The sequence below is a fragment of the Nocardioides massiliensis genome, from assembly GCF_030811215.1.
Classification (GTDB): Bacteria; Actinomycetota; Actinomycetes; order Propionibacteriales; family Nocardioidaceae; genus Nocardioides_A; species Nocardioides_A massiliensis.
In genome coordinates this window covers 1579116-1594761 of the sequence record NZ_JAUSQM010000001.1, presented here as the reverse complement: position 1 = coordinate 1594761, position 15646 = coordinate 1579116, and the positions used below count along the sequence as shown (strand labels likewise).

14 protein-coding genes are annotated in these 15646 nt (G+C 65.9%); 2 read left to right on the top strand and 12 right to left on the bottom strand.

Features of this window, described 5'->3' with window-relative positions; all coding sequences use genetic code 11:
• Window positions 1–8: 8 nt before the first annotated feature.
• The 9 genes from J2S59_RS07945 to J2S59_RS07905 all read right to left on the bottom strand — a co-directional run bounded on the left by J2S59_RS07945 (window position 9) and on the right by J2S59_RS07905 (window position 9263).
• A complete protein-coding gene (locus tag J2S59_RS07945) occupies window positions 9–767 on the bottom strand; it encodes a glycosyltransferase family 4 protein (RefSeq protein WP_306824993.1) in 759 nt (252 codons plus the stop codon).
• A gap of 302 nt (window positions 768–1069) precedes the next feature.
• Window positions 1070–1888 carry an O-antigen ligase family protein gene (locus tag J2S59_RS07940; RefSeq protein WP_181642403.1) on the bottom strand — a complete coding sequence of 273 codons (819 nt, stop codon included), beginning with the start codon at window positions 1886–1888 and terminating at the stop codon, window positions 1070–1072.
• A gap of 395 nt (window positions 1889–2283) precedes the next feature.
• Entirely contained in the window at window positions 2284–3405 is a 1122-nt protein-coding gene (gene wecB / locus J2S59_RS07935) for a non-hydrolyzing UDP-N-acetylglucosamine 2-epimerase (protein ID WP_068123100.1), read from the bottom strand.
• Window positions 3402–4532, bottom strand: coding sequence for a polysaccharide biosynthesis C-terminal domain-containing protein (locus J2S59_RS07930; RefSeq protein WP_068123097.1), 1131 nt, complete (start codon window positions 4530–4532; stop codon window positions 3402–3404). The genes wecB and J2S59_RS07930 overlap by 4 nt, the downstream gene beginning before the upstream one ends.
• A complete protein-coding gene (locus J2S59_RS07925; RefSeq protein ID WP_181642402.1) occupies window positions 4529–5569 on the bottom strand; it encodes a polysaccharide biosynthesis protein in 1041 nt (346 codons plus the stop codon). The genes J2S59_RS07930 and J2S59_RS07925 overlap by 4 nt, the downstream gene beginning before the upstream one ends.
• A complete protein-coding gene (locus J2S59_RS07920; protein ID WP_068123094.1) occupies window positions 5566–6861 on the bottom strand; it encodes a glycosyltransferase family 4 protein in 1296 nt (431 codons plus the stop codon). Before J2S59_RS07920 ends, J2S59_RS07925 begins: the two co-directional genes overlap by 4 nt.
• Window positions 6858–7502 carry an acetyltransferase gene (locus J2S59_RS07915; RefSeq protein WP_306824992.1) on the bottom strand — a complete coding sequence of 215 codons (645 nt, stop codon included), beginning with the start codon at window positions 7500–7502 and terminating at the stop codon, window positions 6858–6860. Before J2S59_RS07915 ends, J2S59_RS07920 begins: the two co-directional genes overlap by 4 nt.
• Window positions 7495–8106: a sugar transferase gene (locus J2S59_RS07910; RefSeq protein WP_068117864.1), complete on the bottom strand. Its 612-nt coding sequence runs from the start codon at window positions 8104–8106 to the stop codon at window positions 7495–7497. Before J2S59_RS07910 ends, J2S59_RS07915 begins: the two co-directional genes overlap by 8 nt.
• Entirely contained in the window at window positions 8106–9263 is a 1158-nt protein-coding gene (locus J2S59_RS07905; protein ID WP_220138319.1) for a DegT/DnrJ/EryC1/StrS family aminotransferase, read from the bottom strand. The genes J2S59_RS07910 and J2S59_RS07905 overlap by 1 nt, the downstream gene beginning before the upstream one ends.
• Window positions 9264–9337: 74 nt before the next feature.
• Here J2S59_RS07905 and J2S59_RS07900 point away from each other — a divergent pair, with 74 nt between their 5' ends.
• A complete protein-coding gene (locus J2S59_RS07900) occupies window positions 9338–10768 on the top strand; it encodes a tyrosine-protein kinase domain-containing protein (protein WP_068117859.1) in 1431 nt (476 codons plus the stop codon).
• Between the two features lie 109 nt (window positions 10769–10877).
• On the opposite strand, the gene J2S59_RS07895 is transcribed toward J2S59_RS07900, so the two are convergent.
• Complete coding sequence (locus J2S59_RS07895) at window positions 10878–11453, bottom strand: hypothetical protein (protein WP_181641591.1); 576 nt, start codon at window positions 11451–11453, stop codon at window positions 10878–10880.
• Here J2S59_RS07895 and J2S59_RS07890 point away from each other — a divergent pair.
• The gene (locus tag J2S59_RS07890; RefSeq protein WP_181641590.1) at window positions 11404–13617 is read left to right on the top strand and encodes a 5'-nucleotidase C-terminal domain-containing protein; all 2214 of its coding nucleotides are present in this window, start codon (window positions 11404–11406) and stop codon (window positions 13615–13617) included. The genes J2S59_RS07895 and J2S59_RS07890 overlap by 50 nt on opposite strands.
• On the opposite strand, the gene J2S59_RS07885 is transcribed toward J2S59_RS07890, so the two are convergent.
• Window positions 13618–14460: a hypothetical protein gene (locus tag J2S59_RS07885; protein ID WP_068117849.1), complete on the bottom strand. Its 843-nt coding sequence runs from the start codon at window positions 14458–14460 to the stop codon at window positions 13618–13620.
• On the bottom strand, window positions 14438–15448 hold the full coding sequence (locus tag J2S59_RS07880; protein WP_068117846.1) for a type IV toxin-antitoxin system AbiEi family antitoxin: 1011 nt from the start codon (window positions 15446–15448) through the stop codon (window positions 14438–14440). Before J2S59_RS07880 ends, J2S59_RS07885 begins: the two co-directional genes overlap by 23 nt.
• Window positions 15449–15646 lie beyond the last annotated feature (198 nt).

Sequence of the window (15646 nt, the reverse complement as noted above, 5' to 3'; positions counted from 1 at the left end):
CGCTACTCTCATTTGCTGCCACCCGCTCGCCCCAGCTGGCGCATCTGCGAAATCACCGCTGACGGAGAGTATCGGCTGTCGACCCGCTCCTGCCCTCCGTAGAGGCGTGAAAGACCGCCGGTTCTCAGAATCTCTATCGTAGCGCGCGCGAATTCCTGAGGACTAGTGCGCGACGGACTTGGAAGCACTACACCAGCGGCCGTCTCAGGACCATCAACGAGCATCTCTCGACAAGCACCTACGTCTGATGCCACGACGGGCAAACCTACGCTCATCGCTTCCAAAACCACCATGGGAAACCCCTCATGGAATGAAGGAAGGACCAGGACATCCGCCGTTCTAAGCAGATCTTCAACCTCTTTCGGCGCCAACTGGCCCGTGACGTGGATCCCGAGCTGCGCAGCATCCCGCGCGAAGGATGCCTCGATGGCCGGATCAAGTGGGCCGGCGACGGTCAGCCGTTCGCCACCACGCAGGAGTCTGCCAATCTCCAACAGCACACCGCTCCCTTTGTCATGAGCAACGCGGCCGACGTACAAGAGACGTTCAGCATGCACTCGCGGTGCCTCGAGTCGGCTACGAGTCTGCATGAAATTTGGCAGCCGGGAAATTTTACGCCCAGCCAGTTCCTCCAAGCGTTCTTCTGTTGCGCTGTCAAGGACAACCACGACCGCTGCGGCCCGTAAACCCAGCCTGGCCCACCGTTGGGAGACCGGCGACCGCCCGAGGAGGCCGTCCAGGTGCGAACCATGAATCTGGACGATCACGCGGACCCCCAAGAGCCGCGCAAGGACGATGAACGGCACATCTCGGACGCGGTACCCAATCGTCGGCGAGACAGTCGCCCAGATCGACCGTTTCGTCGTGCGCGCCAATACGAGTGACTTCGTCCAACGATGGATACCCGCCGCTAGGTCTACAAATGCGCCACCTCCCGAGGCGGACTGTGACGGCTTGCGGTGCGGCGGTGACGTGTCTATAAATGTGAGGTCATCGCCCGGCCAAGCCCGCTCTAGTTGAGTCGCCCAGGAATTAATCCCGCCCATCGCCCTTCGGGGCGCCAAGACAATCAAGGCACCGGTCCCCTCACTACCGGACTCTCAATCCGCATTAGCCATCCTTTCCGTATTGCCACGGACGCCAACAACGCGATGTATACCCAGAGAGGCCGCCGGGCCTCTAGCGTCAGAGTCGTCGCCATAACCGCCACGACGACACCCATCAAGAAGAGCTCCTGAGTCCACGGCGAGCGCCGTGCGGCGATTAAAAGGCGCCCGAACATCCAACTCCAAACGGCAATTCCCAGCAGTCCCAGTTCAAGCGCGAGCCCTAGATAGACAGAATGCATAACCGCCGGAATCCCGACCGCTTGCAACATAAATGCGGGGGTGGTTCCGAACCCTGTTCCGACGGCGCTCGGGATCCCCGCTAGGGCAGCGTCCCAAAAGTGCTCGCGCGCATTAAGCGAACCTCCCTGTATTGCTCCAGGAATATCGAGGACTCGCTGTGGCACGTCGACGCCAATTGTCACGGTCAGGGACGCAAGAAATGAAACCAAGCCGGCGCTCAGGATCAGAAGTCCGAACCGCAGCCGAACCATCTGGACGATCACGAGCGCGATAACGCTTATGCCCAGCGCAAGAACACCTGACCTAGAACCTGTCGCAACCAGCGCACCCAAGTGAACAAGGGCGGCAACCAGGCAGACGCTACGCATGCGTCCGTCGGTCGACGGGCGCAATAATTGGGAGACAAGGAACACCACGGCCAACGCGAGCAGTACAGCTATGTCGTTGGCATTGCTGACGGTATCTGCTCGTCCATCGATGTCCCGATCTGCCGCTAGCACCCTCACCGACATTATCGAGGTTCCAGCCAGCAGTGCCATGACAGCCGTCCGAAATGTCCCAGAAATTGCAAGCGCAGCGGCAAGGGAACTTAGCGCTACGAAAGTCAGGACCGTAGCGGCATGCACGGTTCGACCCGTGTCTATCGACCACACTACCGAGAGCCACGCAAGCACGACTACGGAAAGAACAGGAATAGTTACGTGACGATCGATTCCCGCAGCCCATCTTGGCGAAAAAGCGAGGTTTAGACCGACAGCACCGGCCAGGAGAGCCCCTATCCAAAAGGTCAGGGACCGTCCGGCCAAGACGATGTCGATCTCGAAAGGGACCGAAGCGAGGTACAGATACGCGATGATCCGCAAGTGGCTGGGCGGGGCGCCGTTAGCAGGCCTATGCCCACCGGGCTCTACCTGCACGGGACCACCTCGGCGTGTCACCTCCTAATACCAGCCCAAGCGTGATGGCGATTTACGGTAGAGTTAATGAAGTTCACTACTCGTCGCGAGGTATCACGGATCGTATAATCAGCCGGAAGCGACCTATCATCCAAATTGTCGGCAAGCGCGATCTTGATACCTCGTACAACGTCATGTGCATCGAGGCCAGTCATGACAATGGCGCCAACGTCCAGAGCCTCTGGACGCTCGATCGAGTCGCGCAGCGTGATAGCCCGGAAACCCAGGATGGCCGACTCTTCGGCGATGGTGCCGGAATCCGACAGGACACAGGCAGCACCAAGCTGCAGCTTATTGTAATCGTGAAAGCCGAACGGCTCCATAAAATGGATATCTCTCAGGTCGAGCGCAGTGTCAAGCTCTGCGAGACGCTTTCGAGTGCGCGGATGAGTTGACACCACGACACGTTTGCCAAATTCGTCGCGCACGGCCACGAGGCACTCGAGTAGCCTCTCCAGGCGCTCGGGAAAATCCACATTCTCCTCGCGGTGGGCGCTGACCAGAAAATAGCCTCCTCGAGAGAGTCCGAGGCGATCGGGCGCGTCGGATCTTTCGATTTCTTGCCGGAACTCGTCCAACACTTCCCGCATCGGCGATCCCGTGACCAGAACGCGGCGCGGGTGGATGCCCTCAGCGAGTAGGTTTCGGCGCGCGTGCTCGGTGTAGGCCAAATTGAAGTCGGCGACGTGGTCGACAAGGCGACGGTTAGTCTCCTCAGGGACGTTCTCGTCGAAGCAGCGGTTGCCGGCCTCCATGTGATAAGTCGGGACGCGCATCCGCTTGCCCATTAAGGTCGCCACGCAGGAGTTGGTGTCGCCCAGGACGAGCATCGCGTCGGGGTTCTCCTTCGAAATCACCTTTTCCGCGCCGACCAGAACTCCGCCGAGCACCGCGCCCAGGCTTGAGGTGTCGACGCCCATGTAGTGGTCCGGAGCGCGCAGTCCCAGGTCGTCGAAGAAGACTTGATTGAGCGAGTAGTCATAGTTCTGACCCGTGTGGACGAGGACGTGCTCAATGCCCGGGGTGCTGTCGAGCCGCTTCATCACAGCGGCGAGCCGGATGATCTCCGGGCGGGTGCCGACCACGGTCATGACCTTCATGCGGTTGTCTCCTGAGCAATCGTCTCGGGGAACTGATCCGGGTGGTCCAGGTCGAGCAGTTGGTCCGCCCAGAACATCGTCATCAACTCCGTGTCCCCCACGTTACGGATGTTGTGCACCCACAGGGCAGGCATGTCGACGAACGACGGCTCGTCGCCACTCAGGCGGAAGGTCACGACTTCGTCGTGCAGCAAGCGGCGGAGCTCGATCTCGGCCTCCCCCTTGACCACGAAGAACCTCTCCACCTTGTGCAGGTGGTAGTGCTCCCCACGCTTCTGGCCGGGCAGTGTCGTCGACATGAACGCCATGCCTGTGCCTCCGTGCGCGCGAACCGTCTCGTAGAGATCGCCGCGGTTGTCACCGTGCACCTGCGGAAAGATCGGCCACATCTCCGGGAAGGCAGCGGCACGATAGGTGTTGAAGAGATTGCGACGCATTGGCGTCGCGATGTCGGGCACCTCGCCGCGGGTCGCGTACAACTCGTGCGTCTCGAGGAAGAACCGCAGCACCTCGCCGATGCCGGTCGCCTCGGCCGGCACAACTTCGGAGACGTCCCTGCCAAGCGCCTCGATCAGTGCGGCGGCCGCATCCTGAGCATGGAGAAGTTGGATCTCCCGGTCTCCGGCGACGGTGGGCACCCGGCCGGCGGCGACCTCGTGGGCGAAGGTGGCCACGAACGAGTTGTAGCCGGGGCGTCCGTGCTCGCCGAACAGATTGGGCAGGAGCAGGTCGGCAAAGTGACCGCCCATCTCGGCGGCGGCCTCCTTGAGAACCTGCGCCGCGTTGGCTTTGCCGCGACCGTAGGGGTTGTCCAGTTTCGCTTGGATCGAGTTGGCGAAGACCACATCGAAGGGCTTGCCAACCTTGCGCATCGCAGCCGCCAGCGCAGTCGCCAGGTGGACATTGCCCTGCTCAACAGCCTCGTCGGACTCTGCACGGTTAACGCCAGCGATGTGGATCACCGCGTCCACACGGCGGAGTGCCTCGGCGAGGCGGGCAGGTTCGGCGAAGTCGTCGCGCCCCAGGCGCACGGGCTCAACCTGGTGCATAGCCCGGAGCCGGCACGCGGTGTGCCAACCGAGGAAGCCGAAGCCGCCGGTGATGGCGATGCGCCGCGCCGCGGTCACAGCGCCTTCTCCGGGTCGATGCCGGCCACCCTGAGCTCGTGGCGGATCTCCGGAAGCGTCAGAAGCAGGCGCTTAACGCCTTCGACATCGAGGCGCTCGGTGTTGTGCGAGTGGTAGTCCTCGTCGGGGAGGTCGGCGTCTCCCTCGTCGAAGAAGAGCTCGTACTCCAGGCCGCGCGCATCGAGCGGCACCGCATAGTAGTCACCTCGGTCCTCCGCCTTCTGGCGCTCCTCACGACCCAGCAGCGACTCGTACAGCTTCTCCCCGTGGCGGGTACCGATGACGCGAATGTCGGGGTTGTCATTGCCGAACAGCGACGCCACCGCTAGCGCCAGATCGCGGATTGTTGAAGCCGGCGCTTTCCTGACAAAGATGTCACCCGGCCGTGCGTTGTCGAAGGCGTACTGGACCAGGTCGACCGAATCCTCGAGCGACATCAGGAAGCGTGTCATGTCGGGGTCTGTCAGCGTCAGCGGCTTGCCTTCACGCAGCTGCTGAACGAAGACCGGGATCACTGACCCGCGGCTGTACATGACGTTGCCGTAGCGGGTGACCGAGACGGTCGTGCCTGTGTCTGACCAGTTCCGAGCGTAGGACTGAGCGACCTTCTCCATCATCGCTTTGGAGATTCCCATCGCGTTGACCGGGTAGACGGCCTTGTCGGTGCTGAGGCACACCACCGACTTCACACCGGCACGCTCGGCGGCGCGGATGACGTTGTCGCTTCCGTGGACGTTGGTCATTACGGCCTGCTGCGGAAAGAACTCGCAACTCGGGACCTGCTTGAGGGCCGCGGCATGGAAGATATGTTGCACCCCGTGCACGGCATCCTCGACACCTCGGAAGTCGCGGACGTCGCCCACATAAAAGCGGACGCGACTGTCCGCTAATTGGCGACGCATGGTGTCCTGTTTGGCTTCGTCGCGGCTGAAGATGCGGATCTCTGCGACATCGCTCTGGAGCAAACGGCGCACCATCGTGGAGCCGAACGACCCAGTGCCTCCGGTGACGAGGATGGGGCCATGGGGATCGCTCACGAGCGCTTCCTTTCGGGATGAGTCGGGGCCGTATGTCCACCGCGACTGCCTCGCCGCTGGGCGGCACTATCGAGCAGGTCTGAGAGCCGAGCGGCACCGACAGCACGGGCCATCGACGACCGGTAGAGGTCACGCCCCCGCGATCCCATCGCCGTCAATTCGTCCGGAGTCGCCGCCAAGAGCGTGCGCACCGCCTCGACGATGGCGTCGATGTCCCCAGGAGGCGCCGCCGCCCCGGCATCCGCTTCTATGACGACCGACGCAGCGTCACCGCGGGCAACCACCAGCATTGGCCGGGCGCTGGCCAGGCCCGACTGCACCTTGCTCGGCATCGTCACTGCAAAGAGGGGCTCGTCCGCCAGGGCTACCACCGAGACATCAGCGTCCTCTAGGAGCCGACCAGCCTCGGCCCGGTCGACAGGCGCGAGGAAGTGCACGCGCGGGTGGTTGCCTGCCAGCTTGACCAACTGCTTCTTGGTGACGCCGTCCCCGACAAGTACCAGTTGCGCGGGGGCGGTTCGGTCGTCAAGAAACGCCCGCACAACCCCGTCCAGGGCCTGGGCGCGACCATGGTTGCCGGCGTACAGGAAGAGGCGGTCATCCGCGGATGCGCCGACACGATCCGCCAGGGAAATGTGTGTGTCACCGGCACACGTCGCTGCCCCCGCTTGGTCCTCCTCGGGCACCCAGTTGTGCACGACCGACAGTTTCTCGCGTGGGACGCCTCGTGCGGTGAGCAGGTCGACCATGCCTGGGGAGATCACCGCGACGTGATCGGACCATGCGTACGCACGCCGAACGAAGGCATCGATGATCCGGTGCACGACGCGACCCATCGCACCCGGGATGAAGCCGGAGGACAGAACTGAATCTGGCCATACGTCCTGAATCAGTAGCACATACGGGGTGCCCCATAATCGACGCGCCACCATGGCCGGGAGCGCTGCCGTAGCTGGCGAGGAGTACACCAGCGTCGCCTCGGCAGCCCGCAACATGCGCTGACCGAACAGGGCTGAACTGACTGCCCAAGAGACGTAATTGGCAATACGTCCGAGAGCGCCTGAGTCATGGCTCGGGTACAGGGGAGTCCGACGCACGGGCAGGCCGTCGATCTCCTCCATGCGCAGTTCGAGCGCGCGGTGTCCCTCTGCTACCCGGCCGGTCGGGTAGTTGGGCACCCCCGTCAACACCGACACCTCGTGCCCGCATGAGCCGAGGGAGAGCGCGATGTTGCGCGGAATCTCAATCGGCTCCGGCGGAAACCACTGGCACACGAACGCGAGTTTCGTCATCGCGCCGGCACGCCCTTGACAACAGCCCCGGGGGGGACGTCACGCACCACGCAAGCGCTCCCGCCCACCAGGGCACCGGCTCCGACAGTCAACCGATTAAGCACCACTGCGCCCACGCCGATCAGGGCACCTTCCCCGACGTGACAGTCGCCCGAGACCGACGCGGCAGGATTCATGCTGACGAAACTAGCCAGCACGCTGTCGTGACCAACGGTGACGTTGGGATTGAGGTGGACGTGACGCCCGAGACGGATGTTGGTGGTGAGTCGTGCTCCGGCCAGAATCACGGTGCCCTCCCCCAAACTGCACCCGGAGCCGATAGTGGCATCCGGGTGGACGAGGGTTGCCGCCCGAAAACCCGCCTCGTCCATGCGGTCAGCGAGCATTCGGCGGACGCGGGGATTGCCCACGCCAACGACGTACCCCGGACGATCGGCACGACTCAGGACGCCCTCCGTAGTTCCCAGGTATGGGATTCCCCGGCCCTCCAGCCGCTTGAGATTCTCGGTCGAAGGGGAGTCATCCACGACCCCGAGGAGGCTCCAGCGCGGCTCATTCGCAGCACGGTTGACCGCCTCCACGACATCAGCAGTCTCTCGGCCAAACCCGCCGGCGCCGAGGATCACCAGAGGATCAGGCATGCGAATTCCCCATGAACTCAGGCATGGTCACGTCGCCGTCAGCTGCGATCCCGTCCCGCTTCACGACCTTGGCGATCGTCATGAGGACGATCCTCAAGTCGAGAAGTAGCGAACGGTCGTCGACGTACTCGACATCCTTCGCGAACTTGTCGTCCCAAGAGATTGCGTTGCGTCCGCTTACCTGTGCCAGCCCGGTAATGCCGGGGCGCACTTCGTGGCGTCGGGCCTGCTCCGGGGTGTACCGGTCCAGATAGCGCACCAACAAGGGCCTGGGGCCGACAAGGCTCATGTCGCCTTTGATGACGTTCCACAGGGTCGGAAGTTCATCCAAGCTCGTCGCACGCAGGAGCGAGCCGAGTGGGGTCATGCGTTGCGCATCGCTGACCCGCCCGGCCTCCTCATCGACGTCGAGCATGGTCCGGAACTTGACCAACTCGAAGATCTCACCGTCCTTCCCTGGCCGTTCCTGGCGGAAGAGGACCGGCGAGCCGAGCCGGCGCTTGATAAGGAGACCGATGACCGCCTGCATCGGTAGGGAGGCCAGGAGGGCGAGCGAACCCACCGTCGCGTCTATCGTCCGCTTGACGAAGTCATACGGCCGCATCAGTCGGTCACCTCCTTGATCTCAGCGATCACACGGTCGAAGGCCTCGTCCGCGAGTGCTGAGCCGCTCGGCAGGGTGAGACCGTGCGCGAAGAGTCGTTCGGACGACCCGTCCAGACTGCCGGCGAAACCGGCACAGGTGGGCTGGAGATGCATCGGCTTCCACACCGGTCGCGTCTCGATCCCAGCTGCGCCTAGCGCCGCGCCGAGATCGCCCGCGGACCACGGCGACAGGGCTGGATCGACGAGGATCGCGGTCAGCCAGCAGTTGTCTTCGGCGTCGGCGGCTCCGCCCAGGATCTCGACCCCGGGTTGACCGGCGAGGGCTTCGCGGTACCGCTCGCGCCACTGCCGGCGCCGCTTGACCATGTCATCGAGCCGGCGGAGCTGGGCGCGACCTAGCGCCGCCAGGATGTTGGAGAGCCGGTAGTTGTAGCCGATCTCGGTGTGCTCGTAATGCGGCACGGGCTCACGCGCCTGGGTGGACAGCTTGCGGACGTGCGCGGCGAGGTCACCGTCGTTCGTCAGCAGCATCCCGCCGCCGGACGTCGTCATGATCTTGTTGCCGTTGAAGGAGATCACGGAGGCGTCCCCAAACGCTCCCGCGAGACGTCCCCGATAGGTTGCACCGAAGGATTCGGCCGCGTCGCAGAGAAGCCGCGCACCCGCCGACTCGGCGATCGCGCTGATCGCGTCGTAGTCGACGCACTTGCCCAGCATGTCCACCGGGACGATCGCCGGGACGCTGGCGCCCTCGGACTTCAGACCCGTTAGGGCCTGCTCGAGGAGCGCGGGGTTCATGTTCCCCGTCTCTTCGAGGCAGTCGACGAAGTAGGGCGTGGCCCCCACGTATCGGATGGCGTTCACGGTGGCCGCGAAGGTGAAGGTCGACACCGGCACGACGTCGCCGGGGCCAACCCCCCACGAGACGAGTGCCAGGTGGAGCGCAGCGGTGCCGGAGGAAAGCCCGACGGCGTGCTCGACGCCCACGCGCCCGGCGACTTCTTCCTCGAAGGCGGTGAGGTCCGGTCCGGCGGGAGCGACCCACCCCGAGCGCAGCGCGGCGAGGACGAACTCCTCCTCGAGCGGCCCGGTATCGGGCGACGAGAGGGGTACGGTGAACAACTTTGCTCCCAAATCTATCGATTTCCCGGCCACAGTCTGCCCCACGTTAGGGTGTGGTCGCTGCCGTTCGCTCGGGGGCTGACCAGCGCCGTACCCAAGGAGAGCCTGTGGAACTCCGCGACTACCTGCGGATCATGCGGCGACGATGGAAGTCCATCGTCGCCGTCTTCGTGCTGTGTGTGGCAGCCGCGGCCCTGCTGACCTTCCAGGCGACCCCTCAGTACTCCTCGACCGCGCGGCTCTTCGTCTCGACGATGCCGTCCGACACCAACGAGGCCTACCAGGGAAGCCTCTTCGCCAGCCAGCGGGTGACGTCCTATGCCGACCTCGTCAACGGTCGGGAACTCACCGAGCGGGTGGCCGACAGGCTAGGTGTCGCAGACGACGAGAACTCACTGGCGAGCCAGGTCACTGCACGCGCCGTCCCCGACACGGTCATCCTCGAGCTCAGCGTCACCGATCCGCGTCCCTCGCAGGCTCAGGAGATCGCGCAGGCCTACGCCGACGAGCTCGTGGACTTCGTCGACGAGCTGGAGACGCCGGCGGGACGCGACTCGGCCCCGATCAAGGTCAGCATCGTCGACTCAGCGTCCTACAACTCCTCCCCTGTGTCCCCCCAGCCGGTGCGCAACCTCGGGCTCGGCGTCGTCCTCGGTCTCCTGCTCGGCTTCGGCCTCGCCGTGGTGCGCGAGCTGCTCGACACCACGGTGAAGACCGTCGACGACATCGCCGACTCGACCGAGGCGCCGGTGATGGCGACGATCGCGTTCGACTCCCAGGCCACGAAGCGGCCGCTGGTGACCGACCTCGACTCCCACGCCCCGCGGGTCGAGGCATTCCGCGTACTGCGCACCAACATGCAGTTCGTCGACGTCGACGGTGGCAACAAGATCTTCGTGGTCTCCTCCTCTGTCCCCACCGAGGGCAAGACCACGACCGCGGTCAACCTCGCGCTCACCCTCGCGGCTGCCGGCCAGAAGGTGCTGCTCGTCGACGGCGACCTGCGGCGTCCGCGGGTTGCGGACATCCTCGGCCTCGAGAAGGCCGTCGGGCTCACCACCGTCCTGCTCGGCCGGATCAGCATCAACGAGGCCATCCAGCCGGATTCCCACGGCGGACTCGACGTGCTCACCAGCGGCGCCGTGCCTCCGAATCCGTCCGAGCTCCTGCAGTCGCACGCCATGCGCGATGTGCTCACCGACCTGCGCGCGGCGTACGACATCGTGATCATCGACGCCCCGCCGCTGCTGCCGGTCACCGACGCCGCGCTGCTGGGCAGCCAGTCCGATGGCGTGCTGCTGGTCGTCCGGCACGGCCGCACCACCCGCGACCAGCTCGGCCACGCGGTCGAGCGGTTGGAGAACGTCGATGCCAAGGCGATCGGAGTCGTGATGAACATGATCCCGGTGCGTCGGGGTGGGAGCTCGTACTACGGCTATGGGTATGGATACGGCTACGGGTACGCGCCGGACTCGGCGACCGCGCCTAAGGACGGCGGGCGCAGGAAGCGCAAGGCGGAGAAGGGCGTGGACGCGTAGGTCCTGGCCGGGCGGTAGGTGGTCTCGACTTCGCTCGACCGACCAGACGCTCCGCTCGACCGACAAACGCTTCGCTTGACCGACCAGACGCTCCGCTCGGCCGCCCCCTCTACTTCCTTCGCGCGAAGATCAACCAGGTCGCTCCGAGAGGACGCGGAGCGCGGTTGAGCAACGTGAGCGCGGCTCCCCAGGCGAGTTTCGAGGCACCGAAGTAGGCGGGCTCCGTGTTGATCGTGTAGGCCGCGAGCTCCCATTGGTCTGCCGGGAACCACCGCTCGAGGTCGCGGCGGGTGTTCATCAGGTAGGTCGTCGGGAAGACGTCCTGGGCCTGTCGGTGGGGTTGGAGCTTCTTGAGGAAGCCGACGTGCAGTGCGTTCGGCACGGCGCGGGCGCCGAGGCCGATGTAGCCCCACTTGTTGGGCGTCATCGCGCACACCCACAGATCGGCGGACGCGTCCGGCAGAGGGTACGGGTCGGCCGGGTCGATGACGTGCGCCTCGTCGAGGGCCGCGTTGCGGCGCACTGCCTCATCCACGTCGAGCCCGATGACCTTCGCGACCTTGCCTAGCCCGCGGTCGAACTCGTGGTTGCCGAGCGCGGCGGCGTCGACGCCGAGGGCGTTGAAGAGGTCGATGGTGGGGGCGTCGTCCTGGCTGGCCGAGCTGAGCAGCGAGGCGCCGGCCAAGCTGCGCTCGCAGATCGAGGCTCGGGCCGACTTCCCGCTGCTCGCCGCGAACGTCGCCGAGCGCGGCAAGACGACCCCGGCATTCGAGCCCTACTCCCTTCATGAAGTCGGTGGTCTGCGCGTCGCGGTCATCGGTGCGGTCACCGAGGACACCAAGCGCACCGCGCCACCGGGTGCGCTGAACGGCCTCGATTTCTATGACCCCGTCGTCATGCTCAACGCCCGCGCCCAGCGGCTCAAGGACGGCAATCCGGCCAACGGCGAGGCCGACATCGTGGTCGCGATCTATCACGACGGCGCGGCGTGGGGTGAGGACTGCGAGCTCCTCGCCCACGAGGTCGGCGCTGGGGCCAGCTTCGGCAAGCTCGTCCTGCAGACCCGGTGGGAGGTCGACGCAATCCTCACCGCCCACACCCACCGGGCGTACTCCTGCGACGCGCCCACCCCCGGCCGCCCCGGCCGCGAGCGCCCGGTGCTGCAGGCCGGGTCGTACGGCGAGCAGGTCGGCCTGGTCCGGCTGACCTACGACCGTGCCGCGCGCGATGTCACGAACTACTCCACGCAGATCGTCCCGCGCGCCGCCGCCGTGGACCGCACGCTGCCAGTGGTGCGTCTCGTCGTCGACGTCGTGCAGAGCGCGCTCGACCTGCTCCAGATCGTGGCCGGACAGCGCATCGGCACCATCACCGGAGACTTCAGCCGCGCCCGCACCGACGGCGAGGTCGACTTCGGCCGCGAGTCGCCGCTGGTCAACGGCATCGCCGACGCGATCCGCGCCTCCGCGCGCGACGCCGGCGGCAACGGACCGCTGATCGGCCTCATGCACCCCGAGCTGGTCCGCGCCGACCTGCGCTACAAGGGCACCCTGCTGCCGCTGGGCAACACCGACGGCGTCGTGACCTACGCCGAGGCCGACGCCGTGTTGCCGTTCTGGACGCAGATGGTCGTCGTGCCGGTCACGGGGGCCCAGCTGCGCCAGCTGCTGGAGGAGCAGTACATCGGGGCGTCCTCCCAGCCGCGCTACCACTTCGGGCTGTCGGAGAACGCCACCGTCACCTTCGACCCCGCACGCGCGGTCGGCGAGAAGGTCACCAGCGTGACCATCGACGGCTCCCCGCTCGACCCCGCGGCGACGTACCGGATCGCGACCAGTGAGTACGTCGTCGCCAGCAACCAGTTCCCCGCGCTGCGCGGGGTGACTCCCCGACCGCTGGGCAAGACCGTGCGCGACGCGCTGGCCGAGCAGCTGACAGAGCGGTCGCCGTGGACGCCGAGCTTCGCCCGCCGGCAGGTGCTGATGACTGCCCCCACGGGGCCCCTCACGCCCGGCTCGACGGCCAGCGTCCGCCTCGCGGCCCTGGGGATGCAGGCCGCCGGGGCGCCGGCGGCGAAGGAGGTGGAGGCGCGGCTGCGCCCCACGGGCAGCAAGCCCGAGTCACTCGGCACCTACCCCGTGCGCGACCGGCGCGCCGACTTCCGGCTGCGCGTTCCGTCGAGTGTCCCGGCCGGTACCCGCATCGAGCTCGTCGTGAAGCCCACGCGCACCATGACCTCCCTCGCCGTCGCCGGTCGCGGTTCTGCTCCGCCCAGCGACCCCCTCCCCGCTCCCAAGGTCACCGCGACGCTGTCCCAGGCACGGCCGCAGGTCGGCAGGGGACGCCCGGTCCTGACCGCCACCGTGGCGCGCGGCTCGACGCCCGCGCGCTCCGGCACCGTCACGGTGCGGCTGGGAGGCCAGGAGCTCGGTAGTGCCGCGGTGAGGAACGGCAAGGCGAGCGTGCGGCTGCCGGCGTTCACCGAGCCCGGCGCCAAGAAGCTCGAGGTCGTCTTTAGCGGTGAGGGGCAGCGTGCAGTTGCCTCGATCACCGCCCGCCCACGCAAGGCAAAGCCCACGCTGCGCGTGCGGGTGATGCCGAAGCGTCCCCGGGCGACGCGGGCCCACCCACGGATCCGGGTGCGCGTCGTCGCCCCCGGGATCACCGCGAAGGGCCGGGTCAATGTCCGAGCCCGCGGCCGCGTCTACCGTGCGCCGCTGCGCAACGGCGTTGCGACCGTGAGGTTGCGGCCCTTCCCCCGGGCTGGTGTCTATCGGGTGCGGGTGGTGCACCCGGCGGGACCGTTGACCACGCGCGCTGTGCAGGTGGTCAGGGTGCGGGTGCGGTAGCTAGACCAATTCCAAACCGCTTTCCATCGCCGCCACGATCTCGCTTCGGCGGCGGTGGTCGCGCGGCCATTGTGCCTCCACCGGCAGCGTAAGCTCGCTGATCAACAACGCCCGACGAGCGTCAGGCCAACGAGCCCTGAGTTCGTTGTGGCGTTCGGGGCCGAGCAACGCGCGAATGTCCTGACCCAGCAGATGTGCCGCTGACGCACTGAGGTCCATCTCGTGTTCGAGCAGGACAGCGTTGCCCGCGTCCGAGGAATACAAACGCTCCTCGAGGGCGTCGGAGTTAGCGAACCAGTACAGAACGGTCGCGAGGTCGGCGGCGTCCTTGTACTGGCCACCTCCCGCCCGGTCCAACCACGCACAAAGCTTCAGCGCGGCGTAGCCGGGTATCGACGGGACTCGGATCTGCGTATTCGGATCCAGGCGGAGGTTCATAGCTCCGGCATAGACCTCACGGAAGGCCCAGACGCTCATCGCTTCCCCACGACCGCGAGGCGTCACGATGCCAGCCGGATCCTCCACCCTCCCGAACGGCATCAGGTCGACCGGCACACCCGCGACGGCATACCGAACGCCGTTCGCCGCGTCCCGCATTGGCGTCAGCCGACTCGTCAAGTGACTGTAATCAGCCCAGTCCGCCATGGCGAAAGCCAGATCGAGATCGTTGGTCGCGCGCAGTGGCCAGTCGAACCCCAGGGCACTGTGCAAGATGTCCCTACACGTTGCTCCCACGAGCATGATCGTCTCCGGCGCGACGCTAGGGACCATCTGGACGATTTCTCTCACGACGTGGCGCACCAGGTCGAGCTCTCCGGGGTCACTCGCCGTTAGGTCCAGCATGGCGCTCTCTCCACTGGCGGGCGACTTCGCGTTGCCGCGGGTCGCCACTAGCGATCAAGTCGGCGTAGACCAACGGCCAGGGTGCCGTCCTGATGCCGACCAGTGGCCCGTTGTCCCCGGCAGGCGAGGACCAGAATTTGTGGCGAAGGAAGATGTTCGGCTCCTGGTCGGCGCGCCACCGGTTGGCGATCGCCAACTGACGGTCCATTGACTCGACATAGAAGGTCGCCGTCAGCGGCGTGATGAACTCGCTGGCGGCGTACTCACCGCTAGCGAACATAGGCATATCGGGTTGCGGTTTGCGCACATACGGGACCTCTCCGCGGTAGGACGCGATTCCGAGCCGGCGCCCGAGGCCGGTCGGATACGCAGCCGTCCAGTGATCCATCAGTTCGTCGCGGCGGTAAATCACCGTCCCCCCGTCAACGAGGTAACCCGCCTCGCCCAGTTTCGCCAGCGTGTCGTGAGCCTGACCGACCGAGACCCCCGAGGCCCGCGCAACCTCACGGACGTTGGCACCAACCAGGTGGGGCCACGCCAGAAATGCAAAAACGACCTGGGACCGGCGCGGGCTGAAGAGATTCGTCGGCCGCCTGGGCCGCCCGGCCGCCCCACCGCTGGGGGGCCTGCGGCGACCACGAATGTCGACCAACACATCAGCGAAGCTGACGTAGGCGTTCCCTGCTAGGTCAGCGAACTGGATCCCGGCCTCGCGCAGTGGAGCGGAGGTACGTTCGGTCAGGTAGTCGGTTGCGACGAAAGTGGGCAGAAGGTCCGCCAGAGCTACCGACCTGATGCGGCCGACGTCGGTGAAGGTCAAGCCGCGCCCGAAGATGGTGAGGTAGGTGCCCCGTGCCGGTCCACGACTGATGGTGGCGAGCGCGGTGGCGTGGCGCTCTGTTTCCTCCATCCGGTCGAGGTTCAGGTTGAGCCCGATGTGGGCGAGCCTCTCCTTAACAGCATGAATAAGCTCGTGGGGATTAGTCACTGCCGCCTCGCTCGTTCATTCGTCGATTGCGTTCAGCATAAGTGAACGGCACGCGAAACTGAACATCACCAGAGGGCGCGACGTTCTCACGCGGTCCAGGCCTGGGCGCTACGAGGCGAGCGGCGCGGCCGGCCGATGCGACCGAGGGTCGTGCACGCCGCGGGGAGCGTCCTCGCCGTACCCAGATTGCGCCACGCC